We start from the raw sequence: 26,707 nt of genomic DNA, 5'->3' as shown, positions 1-26,707 counted from the left end.
ACCTTAACAGGGCGTTAGCATACTTTGATAGGAGTTCAGATGGCTACGATAGTCGAACAAATTGTTAATCGTGAAATTGACTCGGTCATCGTGTACGAATCTGACCAAGTTATAGCTTTTGCAGACCATGATCCAATCAACTTTGGGCATATTTTAATTTGTCCTAAGACTCAATACCGTACTTTCATTGACCTGCCTGAGCCTGTGTTTTTTGAGATCACCGACGTTGCAAGAGATTTATATAAACGTATAGAAGCTAAGTTCAATCCCGATGGTATCGGCTTTATGCAAAACAATGGAGAGACACCTCATTTCAACGAGCTCGATCACTACCATTTGCATATTTTCCCTAGGTTTCATGGCGACCAGTACGGTTGGGTTAGTAGTGAACTTGGAATTCAAACTATGGATAAACTAAGAGAATCACTTAAAGATCTATGAGCATTGAAAAAGTATGCTAACAAATTGTTCAAGAGTGATTCGGCACGCGTGGCATTTTTGTCATGCGTTGGTTTTAGTGGTTAAGGTGGTATGCGGTGGCTTAGGTATTGCGTGCCTCACACCTTAACAAGGCGTTAAGCTTCACTTCAAGTTAATGCATTCATATTCAAAGATGGTACTTGGTGGTCAGAAGAGTTAGATGACTAACTTAACTCTCTGACCGAGGTATGAAATAAAACTCCGCAAAACTACCAATTGATTTCGAAGCAACCACGGGCACTACCCATAGGTTGAATCGAGGTAGATAATGTGGATATTGTAAAGAAAGATTCATCTACAAACATTTGACCCGATGATGACATTTTTAAAGGAGATACGCCTGTACTGCCGCTTAAGAGGAAGCCTGAGCCACTTGGCTCGACGTCTACTTTAATCTTCCATTTACCTACAATTATCCATTTTTCATCTTCAGATAGAGCACTATATTTAGTAGGATCGATTGTTATCTGGTCAACAATGCTAGGAGATAGCTCTCCGTCCCAAATCATAATGTTTTTTAGTGTGATAAAGTTCATAACCAACTCCTTGCTTATTATTAGTTGAGCTTTTAAACAGTAGTAGAATTGTTAGTAAACGCAAGTTTCACAATGGCAACAAGCTTAACAAAGCATTTAAGAGTGATTCCCAACGCTTGGCATTTTTGGTGAAAAGGTTGATTTTTGTGTTTACGGTGCAATGGGTTAAGTTGGATGGTAGCGTTGCTCACACCTTAATGCGGCGTTATGTAAATGGAGAATATTGATGGTGAAAAGTACACTGGAAATAGTTAAGCCCATAAAAGTAATAAGAAAGCATGATTTTATTCGGACTATTTCAAAAGAGTTAAAGTGTGAAAATGGCCATTTTCTCAACTCATTACATAAAGCGACCACTAATGACCTAAAACTAGTGTTAGACATAATTGCTACTGTTACCGATCAAGAAATTAAAGTAACACCGGGAGTGAGAGAAGAGGATCAGCTCTATGTTGCCAAGCCAAGAAAGCGAAGTGAACAAATAGAAGATAGTGGCGCTGTATTACTAAAGTTAAGACTCTTTTGTAAGAAGGCTGGGATTACTATTTATGAAGGGGAATTGGATACCTTGGCACATTGCAATTCCGATGAGTTAACCCGAATCTTAGAATTTCTAAAGTGTGGCATGAAGTTTTCTGGACAAAATGAAGTTTCATCACTCCAAGGGAGAGAACCTGTTGCTGTCAGTAAAAAAGCAGAGTCGAGTAAAATAGGTGCATGTTTTAAGCTATTGTCATTGGCAGTATTGATTATTTTAGGCTTCATGATGAGTCGCTGAAATTTACATAACAAAGCGTTTAAGAGGGATTTGGCACGCGTGGCATTTTTAATATGCGTTGAGTTTGGTTATTATGGTGCTTTGCAGAAGCTTACGTATTGCGTGCCTGCACCCCTTAACGCGGCGTTATATTGAGAGGTAAGATGGAAGCTTTAATTAGATTTAGCCATGATCTTTGGGGTACTCCTAAATTTGCGGCTGTCGTCGTTCTTCTATTCATCACTTTGTTTAAAATAGTGAGAGGGCGAATTGATAAGCATCAACAGGAAAAGACTAGTAGAATTTCCGAAATGATTGCTGAAATTGAGAAAAATAGTAAGCCTAGATATCATTTCGTTATCGAACAGGTTTTTCAAAACCGTTTTGGTATCCTTATTGATTATCCAGTAATTAAAGCTTTTATGTCCTCTGATACACCAACTTCAGATATTTTGAAGTATATCCAGGGAGCTAGGTACATAGAATTTTCGAAACAGTATGACTCCATTAGTTACAAGGGTTCACTTAACAAGGCTAAGCTCAATATCAGAAAACTTGGCTATCTACTTGGGTATTTTGTCTCTTCATTTGTCGCGTGTGCAATGGTTGTACTGTTACCAATAGTTGAATTTTCAAACAATTCAGATCTTGCTGTTTATTTGTTTTTTATGTTTTCAATGTTTTTACTCGCATACTTGTTTATAGATGACTCAACTAGGCAAAAGTGTGCAATTGATCTCGTTGAAAAATATGAAAACAAAAAGCTAGGCAAACACGGTGAACACTCAATATAACAAAGCATTTAAGAGTGATTCGCAACGCTTGGCAGTTTCGCTTCGCTCAAGTATAGCCAAGCGTCGCTCACACCTTAATGCGGCGTTATACGCTTAATGGAAAATGATACAAAAAGGACGTTATGAAGTTATCTGAGTTACAAAGTCATATAAAAGAATTCGATTATGCGCCAGAGCAATCTGGACACTATTTTTTAAAACTAATCGAAGAAGTTGGCGAATTATCGGAATCTATTCGCAAAGGTAAAAGTGGGCAACCAACGCTAGATGAACTCAAAGGTTCAATCGCAGAAGAGTTATATGACGTCTTGTATTATGTTTGTGCTTTAGCCAATATTCACGATGTAAACCTTGAGAAAACGCATGAACTAAAAGAAGTTTTGAACAAGGTTAAGTACAACCGCTAGAACGCGTATAACAAATTGTTCAAGAGGGATTCAGCACGCGTGGCATTTTTACTATGCGTTGGTTTTAGTGATTAAGGTGGTATGCGGTAGCGTCGGTGTTGCGTGCTTCACCCCTTAACAAGGCGTTAGCTGCTTAGAGGAAAAATGATGCTCCAAGATAAAGCTACATCAAGTTCCAATTACATAAGATTTATCGACAGAGTAATCGAAAATCGAACTGTTTGGGGACTTCAGCATCCTGATGGTGGCTGGGCAGTTTGTAATTCGAATCAGTATCCAGACGCATCAGTTTATGTTTTTTGGTCAGATAGAGCATACGCAAGTCGGGTCGCAATTGGTGATTGGGAGTTGTATGTCCCAACTCCAATTAACCTAGATTCATTCGTTGATAATTGGCTAAAAGGTATTCATAGCGATGGACATCTTGTGGGTCTCAATTGGGATGCAAACCTCTGTGGTACTGAAGTTGTCGCAATTGATGTGGCAAAAATGTTGGTACGCAGCTAACAAACTGTTTAAGAGGGATTCACAACGCGTGGCATTTTTACTGTGCGTTGGTTCAAGTGATTAAGATGGTATGCAGCAGCTTTGGTATTGCGTTGCTCACCCCTTAACAGGGCGTTAGTTGCCAATGCGAAAAACGCAGCTAAAGCAGAATATTTAGGGCTAATGTTCGTGCATTTTTGGCTCGGTTTTGTATTTCAAATTTTAGTCTTTCAGGTTTGTAAAATCGTGTGTTGGTTTCTTTTTTGGTTGGACTCTATATTTCAGAAACCGGTTTATATGTTTAAAGTTAGCTCTGTAACATTGTTTGTCCAAAGGCGCTTTTTGGTGTTGTTAGCCCTTTTTCTACGTCGTTGTATGTTCCAAGTGGTTTCAGTGAGAGACGCTTTAAAACTACGCCTGATTTTAGTTTTTCAAAGCACGTAAAAACAGCTTTTGGCAAAGCGGCAATCAACTTCAAATCAAAGCTTTAGGTTTGGCAACTAACAAAGCATTCAAGAGGGATTCACAACGCTTGGCAGTTTTGGTTTGAACCAGCTTTAGTGTTTACGGCACAATGGCTTAGGTTGGGTGGTGGCGTTGTTCACCCCTTAATGCGGCGTTATGCAAATGGAGTCAAAATGAGGATAGTTGAAGCCGATAGTTCTATGAAACAAGCAGTAGGTAAATTTTACAAAGAGCAGGGTTATCATAGTGCTTGGTCTGATACCGAAAGAGCATTTATATGCCTTAGCGATGGTGCGATTGTCGGCTCCGTGAAAGTTGAGTTTATTAATGACGTTACGATACTCAGAGGTATGTACATTGCTAGTGACTTTCAAGGTCAAGGTTTAGGGCTCCAGTTTCTTCAGTACATTGAACCTGTTTTAAACTTGCGTACAGCCTATTGCATGCCTCTTGCTCATGTAACAAACTTCTACAAGCATATTGGTTTCAAAGAAGTTGAAGAAAACCAGTATCCTGAGTTTCTACAGCAGCGTTGTAAAAAGTATCGTGAAATGGGTTATTCGATAACAACAATGCGCCGTGAGAAATTTGCATAACAAACGGTTCAAGAGGGACTACCAACGCTTGGCTGTTTTGGTTCAAATTGGTTTTCGTGGTTAAGGCGGTCACTTTTAGTTTAGCCCAATGCGTTGTTAGCCCCTTAACCGGGCGTTAGTTTGCAAGAGGAAAAACTCAGCTATATCGCAAGATCTAGTGGTAAAAGCTCAAAGTTTAAGTTGTCGTATTGGCTTTCAATTTCAGTGTTAGCTGGCGTGGTGAAAATCCCAAATTGTTATCATTGCAACGGTTGATTTGTTCTTTGGTGTGGCGACTTTTGGGTTAACTGCGTTGAGCTTTTTTGCTGAAACTCTGCTCGTTGAGTTTGTTGGTACAAAAGCCGATTTACTCGCTGAAATGACGTTTTCTCTGGTGTGGTAAGTTCATGTGGTTTCAGTGGCTTTGTTGAAAGTCCGTATTGTGAGATTGGTTTTCCAAAAGCGCTTTTTGGTGTTGTGAATTCGTTTTCTGCGGCGTTGTTTGTTCCACGTGGTTTCATTGACTAGCCGCTTTTAGACTACGCCTGACTAAAGTGCATCAAAGCACATAAAGTTTGTTGTTTGCAAAGTTTAAAATAACTTAAAATCAACGCTTTGGGTTTGCAAACTAACAAACTGCTCAAGAGGGATTCGCAACGCGTGGCATTTTTACTATGCGTTGAATTTAGTGATTAAGGTGGTATGCGGCGGCTTCGGTATTGCGTTGCTCACCCCTTAGCAGGGCGTTAGTTTGCAAGAGGAAAACGCAGCTATATCGCAAGATCTAGTGGTAAAAGCTCAAGGTTGAAATTGTCCATATCGGCGTTCAATTTCAGTGTTAACTAGCGTGGTTAAAATTCAAAATTGGCATCGTTTCACGGTTGATTTGTTTTTTGGTGCGGCGACTTTTGGGTTACCTGAGTCGAACTTTTTTGCTGAAACTCTGCTCGTTGAGTTTGTTGGTACAAAACCCGATCTACTCGCTGAAATAGCGTTTTATCTGGTGTGGTAAGTTCATGTGGTTTCAGTGGCTTTGTTGAAAGTCCGCATTGTGAGATTGGTTTTCCAAAAGCGCTTTTTGGTGTTGTGAGTTCGTTTTCTGCGGCGTTGTTTGTTCCACGTGGTTTCATTGAGTAGCCGCTTTGAGACAACGCCTGACTTAAATGCATCAAAACACATAAAGCTTATTGTTTGCAAAGTTTAAAATAACGTAAAATCAACGCTTTGGGTTTGCAAACTAACAAACTGCTCAAGAGGGATTCGCAACGCGTGGCATTTTCACTATGCGTTGATTTTAATGATTAAGGTGGTTTGCGGCGGCTTTGGTATTGCGTTGCTCACCCCTTAGCAGGGCGTTATGAGACATTCTCAAAAATGGAGAATAAAAGTGGATAAAACAGCTAAAATTCAGTGGTTAAAGATCCAAAAGAAAGGCTTTTTGATACATTGTCTAACTTATGGATTAGCGTGTAGTATTCCAATCATATTTGTTAATGCATTTGTCCAAAACGACTTTTATCTCGACTTATCTCCAATTGTCTCATATAGAGTTTATTTTATGACTGTCTTTGGGGCCGTCTTTGTAGCTGGTTGGGACTGGTTTTTTTAAAAGTAGGCAGTATAAAAAACACAAAGATAAACTATCGCAAAAAAATGTCTCATAACAAATTGTTCAAGAGGGATTCAGCACGCGTAGCATTTTTATAATGCGGTGACTTTTGTGATTTAGGCGGTATGCAGTAGCGTCGGTATTGCGTGCTTCACCCCTTAACAAGGCGTTAGCACTCTAAGGCTAAGATCATTCGTTAGACAAACGTTTGATGACATAGGGTTGCAAGTCGTATTAACCTCTGATAGTGAAAAGTCCATACAAGGAGTCCATTATGAGGTTACGATTCACAAGTGTCGAAATATTGGTCTGTACTTATCTGGCTCGTTATGGCCGTGATAGTTTCGATGAGCTGCTTATTCAGAATGTGCTTGGAAGAAAGGCGAAATCTGCTTTACAAAAGTCTCGAAATATAGCGTGGATGTTAAAAGAAAAAGGTTATGGACATCATAAATCAATTTCCCCGCTATCCGGTGCCTCTAGAGGAGCCCCATCAAGATGGACAGACTGGGATAGCGTCTCAAAGTATATTGTTTTTTCGAAAGATGAACACTTGAGGCACTGCAAAACTATATTAGAGTGCTAACAAAGCGTTTAAGAGGGATTCTCAACGCTTGGCAATTTCAGTTTGATTCAGCTTTAGTGTCTTCGGCACAATGGTTTAGGCTAGGTGGTGGCGTTGTTCACCCCTTAACGCGGCGTTAGGGCACAAGGAGTAAAATGATGATTCATCACATAGATCATATTGTTCTCACAGTCTCCGACATAGAAAAATCAGTGGACTTTTATAAACGGGTTTTGTGCATGGAAGAGGTAACTTTTGCCAATGGCCGTAAGGCTGTAACGTTCGGAAATCAAAAGATTAACTTTCAGCTTCTTGGTCAAGAACCGCGAAATGTAGCTAATGTTGGTTCGGGTGATGTTTGCTTAATTTCAGATTGGTCGTTGACATCAGTGGTAAACCATTTAGTTAAAGAAAATGTCAAAATCATAGAGGGTCCAGTCGAAAAATCAGGAGCCGTTGGTGCAATCCAATCGGTCTATTTTTTGGATCTTGATAAAAACTTAATAGAAGTCAGCGTGTATCAATAGGCTCTGCGCCCTAACAAACTGTTCAAGAGGGATTCGCAACGCGTGGCATTTTTACTATGCGTTGGTTTTAGTGATTAAGGTGGTATGCGGCGGCTTCGGTATTGCGTTGCTCACCCCTTAACAGGGCGTTAGTTGCTTGGGAAAAATTAGCTTACAGGGAGTAATCAGATTGGTAAAAATGTACGGTTCTGAAGAGACAAGGGCGTTTTGTTGTAATTGTAAAGAAGTTACGCTGCATAGGTATGAAAGTTTTTCTAAGCCAAAGGAAGTAACTGAGAAAAAAGCTAAAGGTTTCTTATCGGGTCTATTTGCTGCAATAGTTGGTGCATTAATGGAAGGTGAAGCAACTGGTGATTACAAATGTACAGTATGTGGTACCAATCTTCATACACCAGATAATTTAGATTGAGGTTCAGTATCTCTATTACTCTGCCAGTGGCAAGCTACGCAACTAGCAAGCTGTTTAAGAGTGATTCGCAACGCGTGGCATTTTTACTATGCATTGGTTTTAGTGTTTAAGGTGGTATGCGGAGGCATCGGTATTGCGTTGCTCACACCTTAACAGGGCGTTAGTACGGGTTTTACATCAAAGGTCATAAGTTTTGGTGTTTATCTGTTTTGGCGCTCGCCTTTACACCTTTCAGTTTGTATCTCTCACGTTCTTTCCGGTGGCACTATATGCGGAGGGTTTGCTTTGATTTCACCGTTTACGGTTTCTAACTCTTAGCCTATTTCTTTGGCGCTTCTTCATTTTCGTGGTGGCTTTTGAGAGAACCTTGATTACTTTTGGTGTGGCTGTTGAAGCACGAGGACCGAATCCTTTTCTAATTTGAAATGAGTGAAAGTAGGGGAGTTCAGTGCGTTTTTCTTCAAGCCAACTTCCGTCTTTCAATCGGAGCAAAGTTTTGTAGCTGCCCGTCTCACTTCAGGGTTCAAAGCCTTTCATATCATCTCAGTTTTCAATATCTTGGAGCGCATAAATCGAAGTAGCGCATGTACTAACAAATTGCTTAAGAGTGATTCGTAACGCGTGGCATTTTTACTATGCGGTGGCTTATGTGATTAAGGCGCTGTGCGGTAGCTTTTGTATTGCGTTACTCACACCTTAGCAAGGCGTTAGTACGGGTTTGACATCAAAGGTCATCAGTTTTGGTGTTTATTTGTTTTGGCGCTCGTATTTACACCTTTCAGTTAGTGCCTTTCACGTTCTTTCCGGTGGCACTATATGCGGAGTATTCGCTTTGATTTCACCGTTTACGGCTTCTAACTCTTACCCTATTTCTTTGGCGCTTCTTCTTTCTCGTGGTGGCTTTTTAGAGAGCCTTGATTGCTTTTGGTGTGGCTGTTGAAGTACGAGGAAAGAATCCTTTACTAATTTGAAGCAAGTGAAAGTAGGGTTGTTCAGTGCGTTTTTCTTCTAGCCAACTTTCGGCTTTCAATCGGGGTAAAGTTTTGTAGCTGCCCGTCTCACTTCAGTGTTCAAAGCCTTTCATATTATGCCACTTTTCAATATCTTGGAGCACACAAATAGAAGTAGCGCATGTACTAACAAATTGCTTAAGAGTGATTCGTAACGCGTGGCATTTTTACTATGCGGTGGCTTATGATGATTAAGGCGCTGTGCGGTAGCTTTTGTATTGCGTTACTCACACCTTAGCAAGGCGTTATACGATTAAGGAGAGAAATGAAGCCTGATTTACACGGAAGTAGAATTGTTTTGAGGTCAATTCAAACGAATGATTCTGATGATTTGTTTGAAATTTATGGTGATATTCAAACAATGGAATTTGCCTCAGACCCAGTTTTCACATCGAAAGATATGATAGTTCAGATGCTAGAAAGCGTTGCCCGACTAGAGAAATCAGGTGAATCGTGGGAATGGGCGGTTATGGAGCAAGCGACAAACAAAGTTATTGGAACCTGCGGCTTACATGGCTTTAGTGATAGCGGTGATTCTTGTGAGGTCGGATGCTTACTCAACTCGTCGTACTGGCGACAAGGGTATATGTCGGAAGCTCTTAGTTTATTATTTTCTCATGCTAAATCTTTGGGCATTGAAAAATTGTATGCAGATATTGATGAGGGTAACTTTCGGTCTCAAGCTTTGTTTAACAAACTCGGTTTCAACGTTAAAAACGGTCAGTTTCAGCGCTTTCTATGAGGCATCGTATAACAAAGCGTTTAAGACAGATTCGCAACGCGTGGCATTCTCAGTTTAAATTGAGTTTTGTGTTTACGGTGCAATGGTTTAGGTTAGGTGTAAGCGTTGCTCACTACTTAACGCGGCGTTAAGCGTCAGAATAATATCGAGGTATAAATTGGATTTATTTACTCCTATAGCAGATGAAGAGCGCCAACATCCAATCTTCAAAATGTTGTTACAAGAACAATACAAAGCCGAAAGAGAAGTGTTGAACTCATGGGCTAAGGGTTTTGAAGATCGTGATGGTAAGTTTGTATATGAATTTCAAACTACATTTGAATCTTCAATGTGGGAACTCTATCTTCACGCTTTTCTGAAAGAGCTCGGGGCTCAAACAGACTTTTCACATCATGCACCTGATTTTGTTACTGAGCTAGATAGAGAGATTACACTTGAAGCTACTATTGCTGCACCAGCGCAAGGTGGAGAACCTGCAGCTGGTCATTCTCAGATGTTTGCGCCGAAAGATTTTGCTGAGTTCAATCAACAGTCAACGATCCGAATTTTGAATAGCTTGTCGTCAAAAATTAAAATGTATCGGACTAAATACTCCCAGTTAGAGCATGTAAAAGGAAAGCCCTATGTCATTGGGCTAGCGTCATTCGATAGACCTTTTTCACACTATGCAGTTAACCGTTCTATAATTGCAGCTTTATATGGTCTCTACATAGACGAAGAAACCACTATAGCTACAGGCTCCAAAGAGCTTATTAAGTATCCAGTTGAAGCTGTCGTAAAAAATGAGAAAGCAACAATCCCTACGGGCTTGTTTGCTACCGATGAGTATAAAGATGTTAGTGCGGTTATTTATAGTTCGTTAGCTACATGGGGCAAAATTCGTGCGTTGGCTGATAACCCTGATGCTATGACTGTCTTCCACACGTCTCACCTTCCTGTTGGCGACAGCATTCAAGCTGAGATGCGTTTTGCTCCAAAAGCAGAGTATGTTGAGAATATCGCTGATGGATTGCATATATTGCATAATCCACATGCTGAATACCCTTTAGACGCTAGTACTTTTAATCACGCGCGCGTTGCACAATACTTTTTAGATCCAGAGAAAGGTATAGATGTAATTGCTCCAGATGACTTCCTGTTACTTAGACAATTACAAAGCGTAGTAGTGCGACCAGACGCTTAACAAAGCATTTAAGAGTGATTCGCAACGCTTGGCAGTTTCGCTTCGCTCAAGTATAGCCAAGCGCCGCTCACACCTTAATGCGGCGTTATATTTTTAATGGAGTTATATGAACCAATTTTTTGAAAGTGAGACGACTCAACGAGTTATAGCGAAGTTCACTAATCGTATTGATGGGTTGACTTATGAAACAGATTTTGAAAAAACTCGCGGTCAATACCTACTTGTTGTTTGCAAAGCTATAAAAGGTAACCCAAAGCTTTGGGATGAGCGTTGCCAAATAAATATTGGCTGGGTTGGTGATCATCTGCTGCATTTTCTATCGGAAAGAACCTCAAATCTAGACAAAGATGATTTAGATAGTGCTATGGGGTTATTCTTTAGGTTTCTCCTTGAATATCATCTATCGACTCCAAATGATATTCATCGCGACTTGGAAAGAGTTAGACGGTTTTGTACAGAGAATGCTGCCGATTTTAATGATGAGGGTCGTTCGGATATCTACTTCTCTATTGGAGAAATGCCGATAGCCATTTTAAAGGAAATTGCTAATAGCCCAGCGATTGAAAGTGTTAGAAAGCTTCACGTAGCAACTTCTGAGTTTGAAGAGACTAAAAATCGATGGGACGTTGAACTTCGTGAGAGAGAAGAAAAAGCGAGTAAACTAAAAGAGTCCCTAGATAGTTATAAAGATGCATTTAATTTTGTTGGGCTGAGCGAAGGCTTTAATCAGCTCGCAGAGCAAAAGAAGCAAGAAATAAGAGATGTACTTTTTTGGTTAAGGCTAGTGTCGATACTAATCGTTTTACCTCTGGCTGCAGAAATCGTATTTGTATTGGCAAATATCGATAAGGGTGCCGAGCTTTCAAGAATCATGATGTTAGTGGCATTACCCACAGTCTCATTGATTGCTATTCTAGTTTATTATTTCCGTGTACTTCTGAGTAACTACAAGTCATTACAATCTCAGTTACTGCAAATAGATCTAAGAATGACACTTTGTCGGTTTATTCATAACTATTCGGAATATGCTAGTGATATGAAAAAACAGGACAAGTTCTCGTTGGAGAAATTTGAGAACATCATATTCTCAGGGATTACTGCTAGTACTGAAAACATACCCTCGACTTTCGATGGTGTAGAACAACTTGGAAAATTGATAAAGTCAGTCAAGCAATAAAAATATAACAAACTGTTTAAGAGTGATTCGCAACGCGTGGCATTTTTACTATGCGTTGCGTTTAGTATTTAAGGTGGTATGCGGTGGCATCGGTATTGCGTTGCTCACACCTTAACAGGGCGTTAGGCAAATAGGTAAAATATGAATAAACAGTCCCTTCCTAGTGAAGAAATACTTCTTTGTTCCAATTGCTTTAATGATGAAGGCTTAAGAATAGACGCATATAAGGTAGGCAGCGAATCTCAAGAAGAGTGCCCAAACTGTGGTACTTCAGGGGGGAACAAGCTTACTAAAGATTTGATTAAAGGTTTGGCTTGGCGCTTCTTTGTCAGCGGCACTACAATTCGTTGTGATTATGGCGCTGCGCCTGTGATTCAAACCAATGAGTATCACTATGGAAAAAGTGATATAAGTCCATCGGCATGGTTAAAGAAGGACATCAAGTTAATAGAAGATGCGGCTCAAATTGGTTTTTTCCATTACGGTCCACGTTTATGGATGATCGGTGAAGTTGAACCGCTTAAAGATTTGCAAAATGAAAGCACACGAGACGGTATTATCAAACGAGTAATACACGAGTACCCCGAAAAAACAATCCCTATCGGGACTAAATTTTACCGTTTGAGAATTAGCCCTAACAAGCCTTCTGCACCCATGGAATATGACAGCCCACCAATTGAATTTTCAGGCAGAGGGCGCTTGGACTCATCAGATCTATCTGTTATGTACGGTTCCCAAGATCTTGACGTTTGTATTCATGAATGCCGAGCTTCGGTAGATGATGACATATATGTAGCTACGCTCAAAACTATTAAAAACTTGAGGTTGTTGGATCTAACTCATGTTCTGGAAGAGAACTCGACAGAATTTGAGAGCTTAGATATGGCTATACATATGTTGTTTTTAGCTAAGTCTCATTCCTATGAAATCTCCCGCGCCATAGTTAAGGCCGCTAAAAATGCAGGTTATGATGGGGTTATATATCCTTCATTTTTCAGCTTAATTAGAACTGGAGGGCATCCATTCGAAACTTCTTATGGTTTGTCATTACGTAGGTATCACCCTGAACGAGAAAAGTATGCACAAGCTTACACCATAGAAAATTTGGCTCTTTTTGGATTTCCACTACGGTCTAAGTTAGTAGAAATGGTTTCCATTAACCGGCTTATCATCACTCACGTTGGTTACCAAGGACATTTCGGTCCTGTAGAATATTAAGTTGAATCGATTGGCAGTATTTGCCTAACAATCTGTTTAAGAGTGATTCGCAACGCGTGGCATTTTTGCTATGCGGTGCGTTTTGTGTTTAAGGTGGTATGCGGAAGCTTTGGTATTACGTTGCTCACACCTTAACAGGGCGTTATACGCTTATCAGGACAATCAAAAAGGAGCAAGGAAATGAATCAGCATGAAAAACTTAATTATGTTGAGTTTGGCGCAAAAGACTTACAGTCGACAAAATCATTCTTCTCTTCAGTTTTCGGTTGGGAGTTTGTCGACTACGGACCTGAATATACAGCTTTTTCAAATCAGGGATTAGACGGTGGTTTCTTCAAAGCTGATTGCTGCAGCCAAACTAATACGGGTGGAGCACTTTTAGTATTCTACAGCTCTGACATTGAAGATACTCTAAATAAAGTTGTTCAAAGTGGTGGTGAAATCATTCGCCCTATATTCGAATTTCCTGGTGGTTGCCGTTTTCATTTTTTAGAACCAAGTGGCAATGAGTTCGCAGTTTGGTCGGAAGCCCGCGTATAACAAAGCATTCAAGAGGGATTCACAACGCTTGGCAGTTTTGGTTTGAATCAGCTTTAGTGCTTACGGCACAATGGGTTAGGTCGAGTGGTTTGCGTTGTTCACCCCTTAATGCGGCGTTATAGCTTTGGAGTAAAAAGTGGCATTCAACTTAACAGAAGAACAATTAGTTAATACTGAGATGGAGCTTGGTGCAAGGCTCCCTCATGATTACCGTGAATCAATGAAAATTTCCAATGGTGGTGAAGCAACGACCGAAGAAGCTGATTGGGAACTTTACCCAATCAAGGACAACTCTGATCGAAAAAGGTTAGCTCGTACTTGTAATCATATTATTACAGAGACCAAGTTGTGTTTCGGTTTTGGCAACTTTCCTCATCATGCATTGGCAATTGCTAGTAATGGTCTTGGTGATCAAATGGTTTTATTAAAAGAGTCAAACCAATTCAAGCCCGAAGTTTATATTTGGCTTCATGAAACCGGAGAGATTAAGTTGCTTGCAAGTTCATTTGCCAAGTTAGAAAAGCTTTAACAAATTGTTCAAGAGTGATTCGGCACGCGTGGCATTTTTACTATGCGTTGCGTTTAGTGTTTAAAGTGGTTTGCGGAGGCTTCGGTATTGCGTGCCTCACACCTTAACAAGGCGTTAGTTGCCATGAGGAAAAACGCAGCTAAATTGCAAAATCTGGCGGTAAAAGCTCAAAGTTAAGTGAGTTTTCTTGCTCAAATCCAGTGTTTGATATTTCAGCTAAGATCTAAATTTGGCATTGCTGCACCGCTGATTTGTTCTTTGGTGTCGCAGATTTTAGGTTAGACGGACGGCCATTTTTTGCTGAAAAACTGCTCGGTGAGTTTACCGTCTCAAAAGCAGATTTACTTGCTGAAAGGGCGCTTTCTCTGGTGTGGTGAGTTCACGTGGTTTCGGCGGCTTTGTTGAAAGTCCGCACTGCGAGATTGTCTTTCCAAAAGATCTTTTTGGTGTTGTCAGTCCGTTTTCTGCGGCGTTGGATGTTTCAAGTGGTTTCAGTGACTAGCCGCTTTGAGACTACGCCTGACTTAACGGCATCAAAGTCAAAGTGCGTAGGTTTTTTGTTCGCAAAGTCTAAACTGTCCTAAAATCAGTAAATTGGGCTTGGCAACTAACAAACAATTTAAGAGTGATTCAGCACGCTTGGCATTTTTGGTTTAGGTTCAGTTCAGTGTTTACGGTGTTCAAATTGAGTGTTGTGGTCGCGTGCTTCACACCTTAATTGGGCGTTATGTGCTCTTGCGTCGTTGGGCTATGGTTATAATTCCACTTACAGGAGTTAAATCATGTCATACATCGATGGATTTGTAGCGGCTGTACCTACAGCGAATAAAGAACAATACATTGCGCATATCGAAATAGCCGCAGAAATGTTTAAAGATTTTGGAGCCTTAAGAGTTGTGGAAACTTGGGGAAGTGAAGTCCCAGATGGTGAAATTACTTCATTCCCAATGGCTGTTAAAGCTAAAGACAACGAAACAGTCGTATTTTCTTGGGTTGTGTGGCCATCAAAAGAAATCCGAGATAGAGCTTGGCAGCAGATAATGGATGACCCGCGAATGAGTCCTGAAAATAACCCCAGGCCATTTGATGGTAAGCGTATCATTTATGGTGGTTTTGACGTTATCTTGGATAAATAGTGAGTACGCACATAACAAAGCATTCAAGAGTGATTCGCAACGCTTGGCAGTTTCGCTTCGCTCAAGTATAGCCAAGCGCCGCTCACACCTTAATGCGGCGTTAGTTGCCATGAGGAAAAACGCAGCCAAATTGCAAAATCTAGCGGTAAAGGCTCAAAGTTAAAGTGAGTTTTTCTCGCTCAAATCCAGTGTTGAATATTTCAGCTAAGGTCCAAATTTGGCATTGCTACACCGTAGATTTGTTCTTTGGTGTTGCAGGTTTTAGGTTAGACGGACGGCCATTATTTGCTGAAACACTGCTCGGTGAGTTTGCCGTCTCAAAAGCAAATCTGCTTGTTGAAAGATCGTTTTCTCTGGTGTGGTGAGTTCACGTGGTTTCAGCGACTTTGTTGAAAGTCCGCACTGTGAGATTGTCTTTCCAAAAGGTTTTATTGGTGTTGCTAGTCTGTTTTCTGCGATGTTGTAGATTCCAAGTGGTTTCAGTGACTAGTCGCTTTGAGACTACGCCTGGCTTAACGGCACTAAAGTACGTAGGTTTTTTGCTCGCAAAGTCTAAACTGTCCTAAAATCAGTAAATTGGGTTTGGCAACTAACAAACAATTTAAGAGTGATTCAGCACGCTTGGCATTTTTGGTCTGGGTATAGTTCAGTGTTTACGGTGTTCAAATTAAGTTCTGTGGTCGCGTGCTTCACACCTTAATTGGGCGTTAGTTGCCAACGAGAAAATCGCAGCTAAAACAGAGTGTTTAGGTCTAATCGTTCGTGTGCTTTGCTCGATTCTGCACTTTGAACTTCGGGCTCATGGCTCGCGGAATTGAGCTTCGATCTTTTCTTAGTTTGGTTTGCCGTTTCAGAAGCCGATTTACTTGTTGAAAGTCAGCTTTGTGGCACTGTTTCTCCAAAAGGTCTTTTGATGTTGTCAGTTCGTTTTCTACGGCGTTGCGTGTTCCAAGTGGTTTCAGTGACAAACGTTTTGAAACTACGCCTGATTTGAGTTTCCCAACATACGTAAAGCAAGTGTTGGCAAAGCGGTAACTAACTTCAAATCAAAGCTTTAGGTTTGGCAACTAACAAAGCATTCAAGAGGGATTCACAACGCTTGGCAGTTTTGGTTTGAATTAGCTTAAGTGTTTACGGCACAATGGTTTAGGTTAGGTGGTGGCGTTGTTCACCCCTTAATGCAGCGTTAGATGAATACAGGTTTATAGATGAAATGTTTTCAGAACTAGTTAAATATAAAACAGAAGAAGAGTACCTGTACAACGAGCAACCGGAAATAACGGAGCGTGTTCTTGTGCTGAAAGATATAATACAGCATCGAAAGATGAGCCATAGAGTACTTGGAATCTCTGGAATATATCCAGTTAAGCGGCCAAGAAAGATATATGAAATGAGGTTTGTGACAGTTAGTACAAATAGAACCTACTTTGCGGCCTTGAAGGAGGTTCAAGGTGTATTTGGATTGTTTTATCAAGAGACTGGTATCCTGCCTTCAATAAAGCCAATGCCTAAGGAGTTTTTAAAGCACCCTAAGGGTATTTCTCCACATACTTACAGAACCTTATTCACAAGAGGGATGTGTATATATGGCGCTTAAGAATGATTATTTACAAATAGCGAAGAGAGCGTTAAAGGCTAGTAATGACACTCGAAAAGTGCAAGAAAAGTCAGCTTTTCTAACCTATCATGCGTTTGAGTCGGCTGGGTGTGCTTTAGCTGACCATGACGGGCAAGGCGTGGGTCCCAGCGTTAGTCACAATCAGAAGATTCAGCGGTTTCAGCAGGCTGCTGTTAACCATTGTGATAGCGCAACACAATTAAAAATCGCGACAACTGCTGTTCTTTTGCACAACTTAAGAAATAAGCTTTTGTACCCTAATTATGATGCTTCTAGTGGAACATTTTCTAGGCCTGAGAATATGCTAACACAAAGCCAATCTAACTCATTGAGAAATGATGTTAAAGGTATTGCAGACGAAGTGGAAAAAATCATCTAACAAAGCATTTAAGAGTGATTCGCAACGCTTGGCAGTTTCGCTTCGCTCAAGTATAGCCAAGCGCCGCTCACACCTTAATGCGGCGTTAGCATTATTATGAAAAATCGAGGGAGAATTGATGTTCGATGAAATAAAAGAAATAGTTCGAGGCGGTGGGCTTTTTAAAGCGATAGAACAGGTCGAACTTGAAATTTCTACTGGTAAATTCGTAGAGAAAAAAGTAGATACGACTTTAATTGAAAAAACAGAATCTAACAATTTGGATCTAATTGCAAAAGGTCAGAGAACTCAGTTTAAAAAAGGACGACAAGCTAGTTTCGCATCTTATGAGGATTACACAGAAGAAGAGCAATTTGAACTAGTAGAAAAGGCTCTCATGTGTGGTATTGCTGACGCAGTTTCTACGGCTCAAACGCTAGGAGATTTTTGTTCTGATTTTGATGTAACTATTCAGTTTGATGATGAAAAGCTTATTGAAGCACGTGAAGTGGACGAGTCGTTCTTGGAAATTGAAGAAGAAATTTTAACCGAGGTTGCGCGATATGAACAATAAAAGTAGGTTGCTTTCTGCTTTGCGAAAGTATCTTGGCAATAGAAAAATCGCAAATCTATTGAATAACTCTAATTCTGACCTGTATGAAGCTTATATCTTTTCGATAGTACTGCAAGCAGCAAAGCTACAAGGAGCGAACGTATATTTTGAAGATGTGAATGGAAAAATTACTAATAACTTACTATTTAGAACAAGTCCCGGGAATATATACTCAAAGTCAAAGAATTACACGCATGCCGTAGTCGAATTTCCAGACTTCAAAATAGTAGAAGTTCATATTGGAGTTAAGGTTGCGGGAATGTCTGGAGTCACTCATGAAGCTGATGTTGCGATAATCGAGCGCTCGGAAGGTGAGACTTGTCGATTACAAAATGTGCATCCAAGACACACGAAGTTGATCTTTGCTGTTGAGTGCAAGTACTACTTCACGAATCTAGGGATTAACCTTGCTCGGTCATTCTTAGGATTAGATAAAGAATTTAACTCCAAAAAGGTATTTTTTGTATCTAATACGACATCGAGAAGTGTCGAAAAAGTCTTAAGTAGACATGGTCGTAATTGGGACAGAAATATTATTCCTAGATTTAATAATGACGCTAATAGGCTGACGAGTCAGTTTCAGGTTGTGTTTAGAGACTTCATAGCAAGTCGTGCGTAAATAATGCTAACAAAGCATTTAAGAGTGATTCGCAACGCTTGGCGTTTTCGCTTCGCTCAAGTATAGCCAAGCGCCGCTCACACCTTAATGCGGCGTTATGCCAACGGTTAAATAAGGAAGACAATGGAATATATAGAATGGAATGATTTCCAAAAAATTGATATTCGTGTAGGTACGATTACCGAAGTTGAGGATTTTCCTGAGGCTCGTAGACCAGCTTATAAATTGAAAGTCGATCTGGGTCCAGAGCTGGGTGTGAAGAAATCCAGTGCTCAAATTACAGAGTTGTATTCCAAAGAGGATCTTTTAGGTAAACAGGTTTTAGCTGTAGTAAATTTTCCACCTAAACAGATTGGTCCAATTATGTCTGAGTGTCTTGTTACGGGATTACATCGTCCAGATGGTTCAGTAGTTCTTTCTACAGTTGATATGACGCTACCAAACGGGGCAAAGTTAGCATAACAAACAATTTAAGAGTGATTCAGCACGCTTGGCACTTTTGGTTTGCGTTAAGTTCTGTGTTTACGGTGGTCAAATTAGGTATCGAGGTCGCGTGCTTCACACCTTAATTGGGCGTTAGCTATTTCTAATATATAAAGGAGTTCCAGTGGTAAAAGTTCTCGTTAGTTCATGTCTGGTTGGAAACAACGTTAGATACAATGCGAGCTGTTTATCAGTCAAAGAGCCTGAGTTGCTATGGCTCAAGTCAAACGCAGAACTAGTGACCTTTTGCCCCGAAGTCTCAGCAGGTTTACCTATTCCTAGAGCACCTGCCGAAATCATTACTGGTAAAGGTGTTGATGTGCTTGATGGTTTGGCAAACGTTGTTGGAAATGATGGTATTGATGTTACTGAACAATTTGCTAGTGGGGCAGAGAACGCTTTGGATCTTTGCAAAAAACAGCAAATAAAGTACGCGATACTCGCGGAAGGCAGCCCTTCCTGTGGCAGTTCAAAAATTTATGACGGTACATTCAACGGGATCAAAATCGATGGCTCAGGGGTAGCTACTGCATTGTTAGAGCGCAATGGAATTAAAGTCTACAGTCAACATACGATAGCTAAGCTCCGAGAGGCGTTGGAAAAAAATAGCTAACAAACTGTTCAAGAGGGATTCGCAACGCGTGGCATTTTTACTATGCGTTGATTTTAGTGATTAAGGTGGTATGCGGCGGCATTGGTATTGCGTTGCTCACCCCTTAACAGGGCGTTAGAAAATTTGGAGAGTTCTGGTGTTTGAAAAAGTTGTACTTAGACGCTCAGAGAGCGGTATTCCCGTAACCAAAGGGGAGATCGCTGAGGCGTTATTATTTTATCAAAATATTCACATCATTATTGACTACGCAAGTTTTCATGGTCTTGTAACTCAACTAGGCATGGATCTATTCTTGAGGCTACTTGCTTTACCATGTGTAACTGCGGTGTATACGGAAGAAATCCTGTCAACCTACAATGACAATAATGAGTTTTTGTATGCGGCAATAAAGTTTGTTGGGGATCAAGAGCGAGGGGAGTTACACAGTCGAAAGAAAAGGCTTCAATACCGAATTGAAAAAATGGGTTTTGATAGAAAGAAAGCTTTGAAATACGCAGAACGTTTTTTAAATCTAGTATCAAAACATGATCTATCAAGTGACCATTTTGTGAAAAATGGTATTACACGCAGCGCTAGAATACAACTTCAAGACCAAGAGTATGTTAATCAATGTGCTCAAAAGGTGGTTTCCAATCAATTAGGTAAAGAAGAGATTGATAGTCGTTTGTTCTTAAACGTTGATTTCCTTGAGAACACAGAAAAATTTAAGATACACAGCAATATCGATTTTGATTTTATTACTTTTAAATCAAAGCGCCTTAATCCGAATGGTGGTGACTTCAACCAAGCTACCTTATTGAACCAAATTTTGGAATCTCATGCAGATCTATTGCTTTCATCACATTATGGAGGTGACTTTTTTAGCTCATCAGTTTCATCCCAATTGATTAATATAAAATTCTCTCAGGCAACTAAGAGGACTGAGTTAAACAAAAGTGAACTAGCTTCTTTCAAACATGTGGTTTTAAACGACTTTCCTTCAGTGAAGGAAGTAATAGACTCTGATAGACGATCATTTTCAGAATTTTTAAAATTATTGGAAAAATCTGACAGGTTTAAAAAATGGACAGTTGGAGTTAATCCTGATGTTGGCGTGGTTTCTGAATACCTAAGTGAGCTGGGTGGGCAACACTGGTTGGAAAGAACACCCGGAAAAACAATAAGGTATGCTTTGGGCTCAATGATATCTGCTTTTGAGCCATTTACTGGCTCGGCTTTATCACTAGCAGACACACTAATTACTGACAAACTAGCTGTCGGTTGGAAGCCTAACCATTTTGTAAACAAGCACGTAAAACCATTTCTTAACGAGGAATAAATTTTCTAACAAAGCATTTAAGAGTGATTCCTTACGCTTGGCAGTTTCGCTTCGCTCAAGTATAGCCAAGCGTCGTCACACCTTAATGCGGCGTTATATGCCAATACAGCTAGGAAGTAAAAATGAACTTTGTATATGAATTTCTATATGTGCTTTCATTGTCCAAACGCACTCAATTAGCATTGATTCTTGGCGTCGTTTTTCACTTCGTAATTTTATTGGTCAGCAAATACTACATCGCTGAAATTGAGTTCCAAGGGGTAATGAAACCTTTAGAAGATGCCATAGTTGGGAAGCTATTACATAGATACGACAAGGTAGCATTGTTTGCCTTAGTATCGTTCTGGGTCTTGGCTTTTAAGTGCTATCGTAAAGATCGCAAAAGGCTATATAGCTTGTAGTTCTCGCTTTGGGTGCTCACTAAGGGACTCTCAGGCTTTGGGTTCAGGCATATAACAATAAATTTAAGAGTGATTCACAACGCTTGGCGCTTTGACTTCAAGCTAGTTTAGTGTTTATGGCGCAATGCTTTAGGCAAGGTGTTAGCGTTGTTCACACCTTAATTTGGCGTTATGTGTTTTTTTAGGATGTATACATATTGAATAATATCGATGAATTTAAGAAGTTTCTTGTAGAGAATATCCATAATTTTGAGGCTTCAGGAAAACGAAACCCTTTTAGTGTAGAAACCGAATTCCAAGTGACGCCTAGAGAGTACCTAAGGTTTGCAGAGGACGAGTTGAATCGCAATACTCCTGTAAGTTTGATTAACTGTGTTTCACATCTAAAACGAGCACTTGATTGTCAGCTAGATACATTTTTTGAAGTCTATAACCTCCGAGCTTTGTTTAAGAAACGCAACATAAAGATAGAGAAAAAGCTGCAGTTCATAGGTGCTATTGGATTTTTCAATTCTCGATCTTTAGTACGACTAAACAACATTCGAAATAAAATGGAACACCATTATTCAATCCCAGATATTGAGGATATAGAGGTTTATTTCGATCTAATCACTGCGATTGTACAACTACTTGAACTAGGTACTTTCGATGCAGCTGGGTGTGACTTCGATTGTTATGAGGTCGAGTCTGGAGTAGCGGACTTAAAAATAGAATATGTTCGAGAGACAACAGAAATTATAATCACGGGGAATGAACTTTCCTCAAGCAAATTTCAGTTTGCAGTCAAAGCTGCCGGCAATATCGATGACTTTGCCTTTTTCTTTAGAGTTCTCCGCCAACTGAACTTACTGTGGGACAAGCAATGTGAAGACTATGAATATACTTTACGAGAACTTGGACTTAATACATAAAAACACATAACAAACTGTTTAAGAGTGATTCGCAACACGTGGCATTTTTAGTATGCGTTGGTTTTAGTGTTTAAGGTGGTATGCAGCGGCTTCGGTATTGCGTTGCTCACACCTTAACAGGGCGTTAGCCAGCAACAAAGAAAATGGGAATTACGTTGATAATAAAAGAAATAGAAAGAAGACAACGACTTTTCAATGCGATCAGCTATGTAGACATTGCGATTGATGTAAAGCCTTCTAAGTTGAGAGACTTGGGTATCTATGGTGGTGCGGCTGGAGTATGGGTTAACTCAGATGTAACAAGGGGCGTAGTTTCTCCATCGAGCGGAATTGCAGTTAGTATCTTGCACACCGGTAAAAGCTACAGTGATAACATGTCGTCAAAGGGCATCGATTATGATTTTCCGAATACAAACAGAAATGGAAGTCATGATCAAAATGAAATACAAGCGCTAAAAAACTGCTTTGAATCCAAGATTCCACTGTTTGTTATCAGTAAAGCTTCGAATCAAAAACTTAGAAACGTCCATATTGGACTTGTTCAAACGTTTGATGAAATCAATGCCAAGGCATTTATCAGATTTGTGGCTCAGGATAAGTTGTTCCCAACAGCAAATGAAACAATCAAAGAATCACAAGCCGAATATAAAGTGACCTTCGAAAATGAAGTAAATGAGTCACTTGATGATAGTTCAGAAAACCGTCAAAGAAGGTTGGCCTCTAGATCTACTAAACCGAAAGTCGTTTATAGACTGGTTCAGGATTATCGTAGAGACCCTGATGTTGTCGCGGAAGCATTATATAGAGCAGAAGGTTTTTGCGAAAAGTGCAAAGAAAAAGCGCCCTTTATTAAGCGTTCCAATGGAGAGCCGTACTTAGAGGTTCTCCATATAATACCGTTGTCGCAGGGCGGCTTAGACAGCCTTGAAAATGTAATTAGTCTTTGCCCCAACTGCCATAGGGAAATACACTTTGGGCCAGCTGGCTAACAAACTGTTTAAGAGTGATTCGCAACGCGTGGCATTTTTACTATGCGTTGGTTTTAGTGTTTAAGGTGGTATGCGGGAGCTTCGGTATTGCGTTGCTCACACCTTAACAGGGCGTTAAGGCTCTCCCAACATGAGAGCATTATGGAGATTAAATGTTTCAACTTAAAGAATTACTCAAAGAGGCAAGGGACCTTATATTAGCTCCATTTCTTATCACGCTTGTTTTGGGAGGAATGACACTGGTGACACCCAAAGATATCGACTTGGTGCTAATAAGTGTTATCAAGGGATTTATGCAGTTATCAGGGTTAAAGCTTGCGCTATATACTGGATTGCTGCTATGCGGTATATCTCTTCTGTGTATATCTCAGCCTTTTCTCCAAAAAGTGTTTAAATTGTTGGCGATTTCCATATGTAAGTGTGGTTACTCCTTTTCAATCGTTCTTACTGGAGTTTGCTTAGGCCTAATAATCCCGATGGGCTTGGAGAAAATGAATTTTCAAGTTTCAGTTGGTGTTTTTCTTGCGTCAATTATGTTCATAATATATGCCGTTACATTCATGCTGACTTCATACTTTTCGTCACAGGAGTCTACTGATATTCCAGATGACTTAATTCTTAATAGAATCGATAGGTTGCTTGTAGTTAGGCTGTTGGGAGTAATCTTGGTGGTAATGTCACTGATTTGTTTCTATTTTGAGCCGTGGCCAACTGTATTTAAAATAAACTAGTTTGTACCTCCGAGAGCCTTAACAAAGCATTTAAGAGTGATTCTCAACGCTTGGCATTTTTCATTCCATCGTTGAGAGCAGTGTTTAAGGTGGTATGGTTTAGTTTCGTGGTTGCGTTGCTCACACCTTAATGCGGCGTTAGTTGTTGCCGGAAATCTTGAACTCATGTACAAAGCAATTCCAATTACAATAGGAGTTAAGTTGCATGAGTTTAGTTGTACGTCAGGTGACTCTCGATGATGCTGAAGGCATTACAAATGTCCTCAATCCCATCATTATTGAAGGCTTATACACGGTATTGGACACAACCTTTACCCCTGAAGAAGAAAAAGAGTTTATTGCTCAATTTCCTGAGCGCGGTGTGTTTACAGTTGCGTTGTCCGGAAGTGACTCAACGGTTATTGGTTTCCAAAATATTGAGCCGTTCGCACAATACACAAAAGCTTTTGACCACGTAGGCATAATTGGTACGTTTGTCTGTGAAAATGCTCGTGGTCAAGGTGTTTCAAAAGAGCTTTTCAACTCGACATTCGAAGTTGCAAAGCAAAAGGGCTATGAAAAGCTATTTGCTTACGTCCGTAGTGATAATGAGCGAGCTTTGGCAGCTTATCTTAAACAAGGCTTTGAAATTGTAGGTACTGCGAAGAAGCATGCAAAAGTTCGCGGGGAATACGTAGACGAAGTCCTCATAGAGAAGTTTTTGTAGGTGTTGAGTAGCAAAAACTAACAAGGCATTTAAGAGTGATTCGCAACGCTTGGCAGTTTCGCTTCGCTCAAGTATAGCCAAGCGTCGCTCACACCTTAATGCGGCGTTATGTGCTCTCGGAGAAAACGATGAATAAGTGTCTAATCATCATATTAGCTAGTCTTTCGTTTGGTGCTCTTGCTGAAGAAGAGTCCATTGACTGTAATAATGCGATGACCACAATCGAGATAAACCAATGTGCCGCTATTGAATTAGAGTCAGCACAAGTTAAATTAGACAAATATCTAAACACTAGCTTTGAGCACAACTCGCATGACCCAGAACTGATCGCAGCAATTAAGCTTGCTCAACAGGATTGGCAAGCATATATGTCCTCTCACTGTGATTCGGTTTATACGCAATGGCGTGATGGAACTATTCGTGGAATTATGGCGATATCGTGCAAAACTAAGTTAACTAAGCAAAGAACGCACGAGTTATGGGAAAACTTTTTAACTTATATGGACAGTACACCACCAGTTTTACCGGAGCCAAGTGTAGAGTAGGTTTCAACCACGCACATAACAAACTGTTCAAGAGGGATTCGCAACGCGTCGCATTTTTACTATGCGTTGTTTTTAGTGATTAAGGTGGTATGCGGCGGCTTCGGTATTGCGTTGCTCACCCCTTAACAGGGCGTTATGAATCAGGAGTAAAAATTTGAGTGAGATGTTTGAAATTGCTTATGCTGCAGCAACGAACAGGCTGTGCTTATTTACAGGCACAGGTTTTTCGAAAGCAGTAACTGATAATGATGCGCCTACATGGCAAGGTCTTTTAGAAGAACTGTGTGATTTACTTCCAAATGGAAAGGAATTAAAAGAGTCTCTTTTTCCTAAAGGAAAGGCTAGCCTTTTAACACTTGAAGAGGCAGCCCAAGTAATCGCAATTAAATTGGCAGCAATAGATAAAAATATACATGAAGAAATTGCAGATATTATAAGTGATCTTGAACTGCAAGATGATAATGAACATGTTGAAGCTTTTTTTTCGGAAAGAGCATTTAGGGTAATTACGACCAACTACGATAAGTTAGCTGAGGAGTTGACTGCTGAAAATAGCTGCCAGTCAATAACACCGGGACTTCCTATTCCAAGGTCTTCCGCAAATGTTAAAGTTTACCATGTTCATGGTTCGGTCGATTCACCCGAGAATATGGTAGTTACATCTGAAGATTACTTTAGATTTATTAATGGTAACTCTTACTTCTCACAAAAGTTGAGTACGATACTACATGAAAACACAGTTGTTATTTTAGGATACTCTTTAGGTGATACAAATTTAAAGGCTATTATTAGTGATTATAATGGTTTTTCAAAAAGCCATGTAATTGGTTCAAATATTTTCCTTGTCTCAAGATCTAAAATAGACCAAAACGTTAAAGATTATTATGCACATTGTTATGGAATCCGTGTTATTGATTCGATGGAAGTTTCACGATTCTTCAAAAAACTAAATGAGAAAACGCCTAAAGCAGAGAGTATTGCAGACAAATCTATTCGCTCTATTAGAAAGGTTGTCTTCGATGGTGCTCACTTTAAAAAAGCTTACATTAAACTAGAAGACTCATTCTATCGTATTATTTCGTCCTTATCTGCGGAGGGTTTGAGCTGGAATGATAAGCGCGTTGTGGAAATGGTGGGTGAAGTAATTGAAACAAAGACGGAATTAACATTAGAGAATAATGCTTGGGAGCAGTACGAGCATCTTGCAAGATGGCTAGTATACCTTGGGGCTATTTTTGATGTTAAAGGTACATCAATTGAAAAAATATATCTCGATGCAGTTCTGCGGTCTATGACTACTATGCGAAAAGAGTACTATACGGGCTATTCATGGCATGCATATCGCGCATGGAAAAACAGATGGGCTTCTGTTACATCTTCCAATAGACGATTGGTCAAAAAACATATAGAAGCTAATACTAGTTGGTCTGATGCTCTTGCGATAGTAAATAGTATTGATTCATAACAAAGCATTTAAGAGTGATTCGCAACGCTTGGCGCTTTCGCTTCGCTCAAGTATAGCCAAGCGTCGCTCACACCTTAATGCGGCGTTAGGCGAATGGAGTAAATAATGAGATTTTTGATTGTTATTTTGGGGATGTTTTCTGCATTAGCAGCGACGGCAGAAGAGACTCGATGTGGATGGCTTGAAAATCCT

General features: G+C 40.1%; 30 protein-coding genes. 29 read left to right on the top strand and 1 reads right to left on the bottom strand.

Annotation, left to right across the window (positions count from 1 at the left end; translation table 11 throughout):
* Positions 1-39: 39 nt before the first annotated feature.
* Positions 40-441: an HIT family protein gene (locus CBX98_RS24040; RefSeq protein ID WP_172606021.1), complete on the top strand. Its 402-nt coding sequence runs from the start codon at positions 40-42 to the stop codon at positions 439-441.
* 248 nt (positions 442-689) lie between these two features.
* Here the strand turns inward: CBX98_RS24040 and CBX98_RS24030 are convergent, their stop codons facing one another.
* Positions 690-1,016 (bottom strand): hypothetical protein, encoded by a 327-nt coding sequence (locus tag CBX98_RS24030; protein ID WP_109170408.1) that lies wholly within the window; start codon positions 1,014-1,016, stop codon positions 690-692.
* A 226-nt stretch (positions 1,017-1,242) separates the two neighbouring features.
* Between CBX98_RS24030 and CBX98_RS24020 the strand changes: the two genes are divergently transcribed.
* The 28 genes from CBX98_RS24020 (at position 1,243) to CBX98_RS23755 (ending at position 26,515) form a co-directional block, all read left to right on the top strand.
* Positions 1,243-1,794, top strand: coding sequence for a hypothetical protein (locus CBX98_RS24020; RefSeq protein WP_109170406.1), 552 nt, complete (start codon positions 1,243-1,245; stop codon positions 1,792-1,794).
* A gap of 143 nt (positions 1,795-1,937) precedes the next feature.
* Complete coding sequence (locus CBX98_RS24010) at positions 1,938-2,567, top strand: hypothetical protein (RefSeq protein ID WP_109170405.1); 630 nt, start codon at positions 1,938-1,940, stop codon at positions 2,565-2,567.
* Between the two features lie 122 nt (positions 2,568-2,689).
* A complete protein-coding gene (locus CBX98_RS24005; RefSeq protein WP_061058667.1) occupies positions 2,690-2,974 on the top strand; it encodes a MazG nucleotide pyrophosphohydrolase domain-containing protein in 285 nt (94 codons plus the stop codon).
* A gap of 147 nt (positions 2,975-3,121) precedes the next feature.
* A complete protein-coding gene (locus tag CBX98_RS23995; RefSeq protein WP_025542820.1) occupies positions 3,122-3,481 on the top strand; it encodes a DUF2750 domain-containing protein in 360 nt (119 codons plus the stop codon).
* 644 nt (positions 3,482-4,125) lie between these two features.
* Positions 4,126-4,521, top strand: coding sequence for a GNAT family N-acetyltransferase (locus tag CBX98_RS23980; protein WP_242446607.1), 396 nt, complete (start codon positions 4,126-4,128; stop codon positions 4,519-4,521).
* An 826-nt stretch (positions 4,522-5,347) separates the two neighbouring features.
* Positions 5,348-5,512 carry a hypothetical protein gene (locus tag CBX98_RS26315; RefSeq protein ID WP_172606020.1) on the top strand — a complete coding sequence of 55 codons (165 nt, stop codon included), beginning with the start codon at positions 5,348-5,350 and terminating at the stop codon, positions 5,510-5,512.
* A 1,317-nt stretch (positions 5,513-6,829) separates the two neighbouring features.
* A complete protein-coding gene (locus CBX98_RS23950) occupies positions 6,830-7,201 on the top strand; it encodes a VOC family protein (RefSeq protein WP_197710236.1) in 372 nt (123 codons plus the stop codon).
* Positions 7,202-7,379: 178 nt separating this feature from the next.
* Positions 7,380-7,610 carry a hypothetical protein gene (locus tag CBX98_RS23940; RefSeq protein WP_172606022.1) on the top strand — a complete coding sequence of 77 codons (231 nt, stop codon included), beginning with the start codon at positions 7,380-7,382 and terminating at the stop codon, positions 7,608-7,610.
* A 1,275-nt stretch (positions 7,611-8,885) separates the two neighbouring features.
* Complete coding sequence (locus tag CBX98_RS23920; RefSeq protein ID WP_109170401.1) at positions 8,886-9,362, top strand: GNAT family N-acetyltransferase; 477 nt, start codon at positions 8,886-8,888, stop codon at positions 9,360-9,362.
* A 157-nt stretch (positions 9,363-9,519) separates the two neighbouring features.
* Positions 9,520-10,545 (top strand): glycosaminoglycan attachment site, encoded by a 1,026-nt coding sequence (locus CBX98_RS23915; protein WP_109170400.1) that lies wholly within the window; start codon positions 9,520-9,522, stop codon positions 10,543-10,545.
* A 106-nt stretch (positions 10,546-10,651) separates the two neighbouring features.
* Positions 10,652-11,722, top strand: a complete 1,071-nt coding sequence (locus CBX98_RS23910; protein ID WP_109170399.1) for a hypothetical protein — start codon at positions 10,652-10,654, stop codon at positions 11,720-11,722.
* A 141-nt stretch (positions 11,723-11,863) separates the two neighbouring features.
* Positions 11,864-12,940, top strand: a complete 1,077-nt coding sequence (locus CBX98_RS23900) for an RES family NAD+ phosphorylase (protein ID WP_109170398.1) — start codon at positions 11,864-11,866, stop codon at positions 12,938-12,940.
* A gap of 180 nt (positions 12,941-13,120) precedes the next feature.
* Complete coding sequence (locus CBX98_RS23890; RefSeq protein ID WP_029842158.1) at positions 13,121-13,480, top strand: VOC family protein; 360 nt, start codon at positions 13,121-13,123, stop codon at positions 13,478-13,480.
* A 136-nt stretch (positions 13,481-13,616) separates the two neighbouring features.
* Positions 13,617-14,009 carry an SMI1/KNR4 family protein gene (locus tag CBX98_RS23885; RefSeq protein ID WP_109170396.1) on the top strand — a complete coding sequence of 131 codons (393 nt, stop codon included), beginning with the start codon at positions 13,617-13,619 and terminating at the stop codon, positions 14,007-14,009.
* 782 nt (positions 14,010-14,791) lie between these two features.
* A complete protein-coding gene (locus tag CBX98_RS23870) occupies positions 14,792-15,145 on the top strand; it encodes a DUF1428 domain-containing protein (RefSeq protein WP_109170394.1) in 354 nt (117 codons plus the stop codon).
* A 1,213-nt stretch (positions 15,146-16,358) separates the two neighbouring features.
* Positions 16,359-16,742 carry a hypothetical protein gene (locus CBX98_RS23845; RefSeq protein WP_109170389.1) on the top strand — a complete coding sequence of 128 codons (384 nt, stop codon included), beginning with the start codon at positions 16,359-16,361 and terminating at the stop codon, positions 16,740-16,742.
* Positions 16,732-17,142: a hypothetical protein gene (locus CBX98_RS23840; protein WP_109170388.1), complete on the top strand. Its 411-nt coding sequence runs from the start codon at positions 16,732-16,734 to the stop codon at positions 17,140-17,142. Before CBX98_RS23845 ends, CBX98_RS23840 begins: the two co-directional genes overlap by 11 nt.
* A 118-nt stretch (positions 17,143-17,260) precedes the next feature.
* A complete protein-coding gene (locus CBX98_RS23835; protein WP_109170387.1) occupies positions 17,261-17,695 on the top strand; it encodes a hypothetical protein in 435 nt (144 codons plus the stop codon).
* Positions 17,685-18,353, top strand: a complete 669-nt coding sequence (locus CBX98_RS23830) for a hypothetical protein (protein ID WP_109170386.1) — start codon at positions 17,685-17,687, stop codon at positions 18,351-18,353. Before CBX98_RS23835 ends, CBX98_RS23830 begins: the two co-directional genes overlap by 11 nt.
* 123 nt (positions 18,354-18,476) lie before the next feature.
* A complete protein-coding gene (locus tag CBX98_RS23825; RefSeq protein ID WP_109170385.1) occupies positions 18,477-18,815 on the top strand; it encodes a tRNA-binding protein in 339 nt (112 codons plus the stop codon).
* 145 nt (positions 18,816-18,960) lie between these two features.
* The gene (locus CBX98_RS23815) at positions 18,961-19,449 is read left to right on the top strand and encodes a DUF523 domain-containing protein (RefSeq protein ID WP_109170383.1); all 489 of its coding nucleotides are present in this window, start codon (positions 18,961-18,963) and stop codon (positions 19,447-19,449) included.
* A 136-nt stretch (positions 19,450-19,585) separates the two neighbouring features.
* Positions 19,586-20,767: a hypothetical protein gene (locus CBX98_RS23805; protein WP_109170382.1), complete on the top strand. Its 1,182-nt coding sequence runs from the start codon at positions 19,586-19,588 to the stop codon at positions 20,765-20,767.
* A gap of 598 nt (positions 20,768-21,365) precedes the next feature.
* Positions 21,366-22,079 carry a hypothetical protein gene (locus CBX98_RS23795; RefSeq protein ID WP_109170380.1) on the top strand — a complete coding sequence of 238 codons (714 nt, stop codon included), beginning with the start codon at positions 21,366-21,368 and terminating at the stop codon, positions 22,077-22,079.
* Positions 22,080-22,222: 143 nt separating this feature from the next.
* Positions 22,223-23,068, top strand: a complete 846-nt coding sequence (locus CBX98_RS23785) for an HNH endonuclease signature motif containing protein (RefSeq protein ID WP_242446606.1) — start codon at positions 22,223-22,225, stop codon at positions 23,066-23,068.
* A gap of 152 nt (positions 23,069-23,220) precedes the next feature.
* Positions 23,221-23,799: a hypothetical protein gene (locus tag CBX98_RS23775; protein ID WP_109170379.1), complete on the top strand. Its 579-nt coding sequence runs from the start codon at positions 23,221-23,223 to the stop codon at positions 23,797-23,799.
* Positions 23,800-24,004: 205 nt separating this feature from the next.
* Complete coding sequence (locus CBX98_RS23770) at positions 24,005-24,505, top strand: GNAT family protein (protein WP_025523622.1); 501 nt, start codon at positions 24,005-24,007, stop codon at positions 24,503-24,505.
* Positions 24,506-24,633: 128 nt separating this feature from the next.
* A complete protein-coding gene (locus CBX98_RS23765; RefSeq protein WP_109170378.1) occupies positions 24,634-25,050 on the top strand; it encodes a lysozyme inhibitor LprI family protein in 417 nt (138 codons plus the stop codon).
* A 163-nt stretch (positions 25,051-25,213) separates the two neighbouring features.
* Entirely contained in the window at positions 25,214-26,515 is a 1,302-nt protein-coding gene (locus tag CBX98_RS23755) for an SIR2 family protein (protein WP_242446608.1), read from the top strand.
* Positions 26,516-26,707: the final 192 nt, after the last annotated feature.

Source organism: Vibrio sp. T9 (genome assembly GCF_003123985.1).
GTDB lineage: Bacteria > Pseudomonadota > Gammaproteobacteria > Enterobacterales > Vibrionaceae > Vibrio > Vibrio diabolicus.
The sequence above is the reverse complement of the archived record's forward strand: the minus strand, read 5'-3'. Positions and strand labels throughout refer to the sequence as shown.

What these genes read in the sequence shown, in the direction of transcription:
- CBX98_RS24030 (WP_109170408.1), bottom strand. Translation starts at nt 1,016, where the DNA reads ATGAACTTTATCACACTAAAAAACATTATGATTTGGGACGGAGAGCTA.
- CBX98_RS23940 (WP_172606022.1), top strand. Translation starts at nt 7,380, where the DNA reads ATGTACGGTTCTGAAGAGACAAGGGCGTTTTGTTGTAATTGTAAAGAA.
- CBX98_RS24040 (WP_172606021.1), top strand. Translation starts at nt 40, where the DNA reads ATGGCTACGATAGTCGAACAAATTGTTAATCGTGAAATTGACTCGGTC.
- CBX98_RS23785 (WP_242446606.1), top strand. Translation starts at nt 22,223, where the DNA reads ATGGGAATTACGTTGATAATAAAAGAAATAGAAAGAAGACAACGACTT.
- CBX98_RS23825 (WP_109170385.1), top strand. Translation starts at nt 18,477, where the DNA reads ATGGAATATATAGAATGGAATGATTTCCAAAAAATTGATATTCGTGTA.
- CBX98_RS23830 (WP_109170386.1), top strand. Translation starts at nt 17,685, where the DNA reads ATGAACAATAAAAGTAGGTTGCTTTCTGCTTTGCGAAAGTATCTTGGC.
- CBX98_RS23910 (WP_109170399.1), top strand. Translation starts at nt 10,652, where the DNA reads ATGAACCAATTTTTTGAAAGTGAGACGACTCAACGAGTTATAGCGAAG.
- CBX98_RS24005 (WP_061058667.1), top strand. Translation starts at nt 2,690, where the DNA reads ATGAAGTTATCTGAGTTACAAAGTCATATAAAAGAATTCGATTATGCG.
- CBX98_RS23890 (WP_029842158.1), top strand. Translation starts at nt 13,121, where the DNA reads ATGAATCAGCATGAAAAACTTAATTATGTTGAGTTTGGCGCAAAAGAC.
- CBX98_RS23870 (WP_109170394.1), top strand. Translation starts at nt 14,792, where the DNA reads ATGTCATACATCGATGGATTTGTAGCGGCTGTACCTACAGCGAATAAA.
- CBX98_RS23835 (WP_109170387.1), top strand. Translation starts at nt 17,261, where the DNA reads ATGTTCGATGAAATAAAAGAAATAGTTCGAGGCGGTGGGCTTTTTAAA.
- CBX98_RS23840 (WP_109170388.1), top strand. Translation starts at nt 16,732, where the DNA reads ATGGCGCTTAAGAATGATTATTTACAAATAGCGAAGAGAGCGTTAAAG.
- CBX98_RS23765 (WP_109170378.1), top strand. Translation starts at nt 24,634, where the DNA reads ATGAATAAGTGTCTAATCATCATATTAGCTAGTCTTTCGTTTGGTGCT.
- CBX98_RS23845 (WP_109170389.1), top strand. Translation starts at nt 16,359, where the DNA reads ATGTTTTCAGAACTAGTTAAATATAAAACAGAAGAAGAGTACCTGTAC.
- CBX98_RS24020 (WP_109170406.1), top strand. Translation starts at nt 1,243, where the DNA reads ATGGTGAAAAGTACACTGGAAATAGTTAAGCCCATAAAAGTAATAAGA.
- CBX98_RS23900 (WP_109170398.1), top strand. Translation starts at nt 11,864, where the DNA reads ATGAATAAACAGTCCCTTCCTAGTGAAGAAATACTTCTTTGTTCCAAT.
- CBX98_RS24010 (WP_109170405.1), top strand. Translation starts at nt 1,938, where the DNA reads ATGGAAGCTTTAATTAGATTTAGCCATGATCTTTGGGGTACTCCTAAA.
- CBX98_RS23920 (WP_109170401.1), top strand. Translation starts at nt 8,886, where the DNA reads ATGAAGCCTGATTTACACGGAAGTAGAATTGTTTTGAGGTCAATTCAA.
- CBX98_RS23755 (WP_242446608.1), top strand. Translation starts at nt 25,214, where the DNA reads ATGTTTGAAATTGCTTATGCTGCAGCAACGAACAGGCTGTGCTTATTT.
- CBX98_RS23995 (WP_025542820.1), top strand. Translation starts at nt 3,122, where the DNA reads ATGCTCCAAGATAAAGCTACATCAAGTTCCAATTACATAAGATTTATC.
- CBX98_RS23770 (WP_025523622.1), top strand. Translation starts at nt 24,005, where the DNA reads ATGAGTTTAGTTGTACGTCAGGTGACTCTCGATGATGCTGAAGGCATT.
- CBX98_RS23980 (WP_242446607.1), top strand. Translation starts at nt 4,126, where the DNA reads ATGAAACAAGCAGTAGGTAAATTTTACAAAGAGCAGGGTTATCATAGT.
- CBX98_RS23775 (WP_109170379.1), top strand. Translation starts at nt 23,221, where the DNA reads ATGTTTCAACTTAAAGAATTACTCAAAGAGGCAAGGGACCTTATATTA.
- CBX98_RS23950 (WP_197710236.1), top strand. Translation starts at nt 6,830, where the DNA reads ATGATGATTCATCACATAGATCATATTGTTCTCACAGTCTCCGACATA.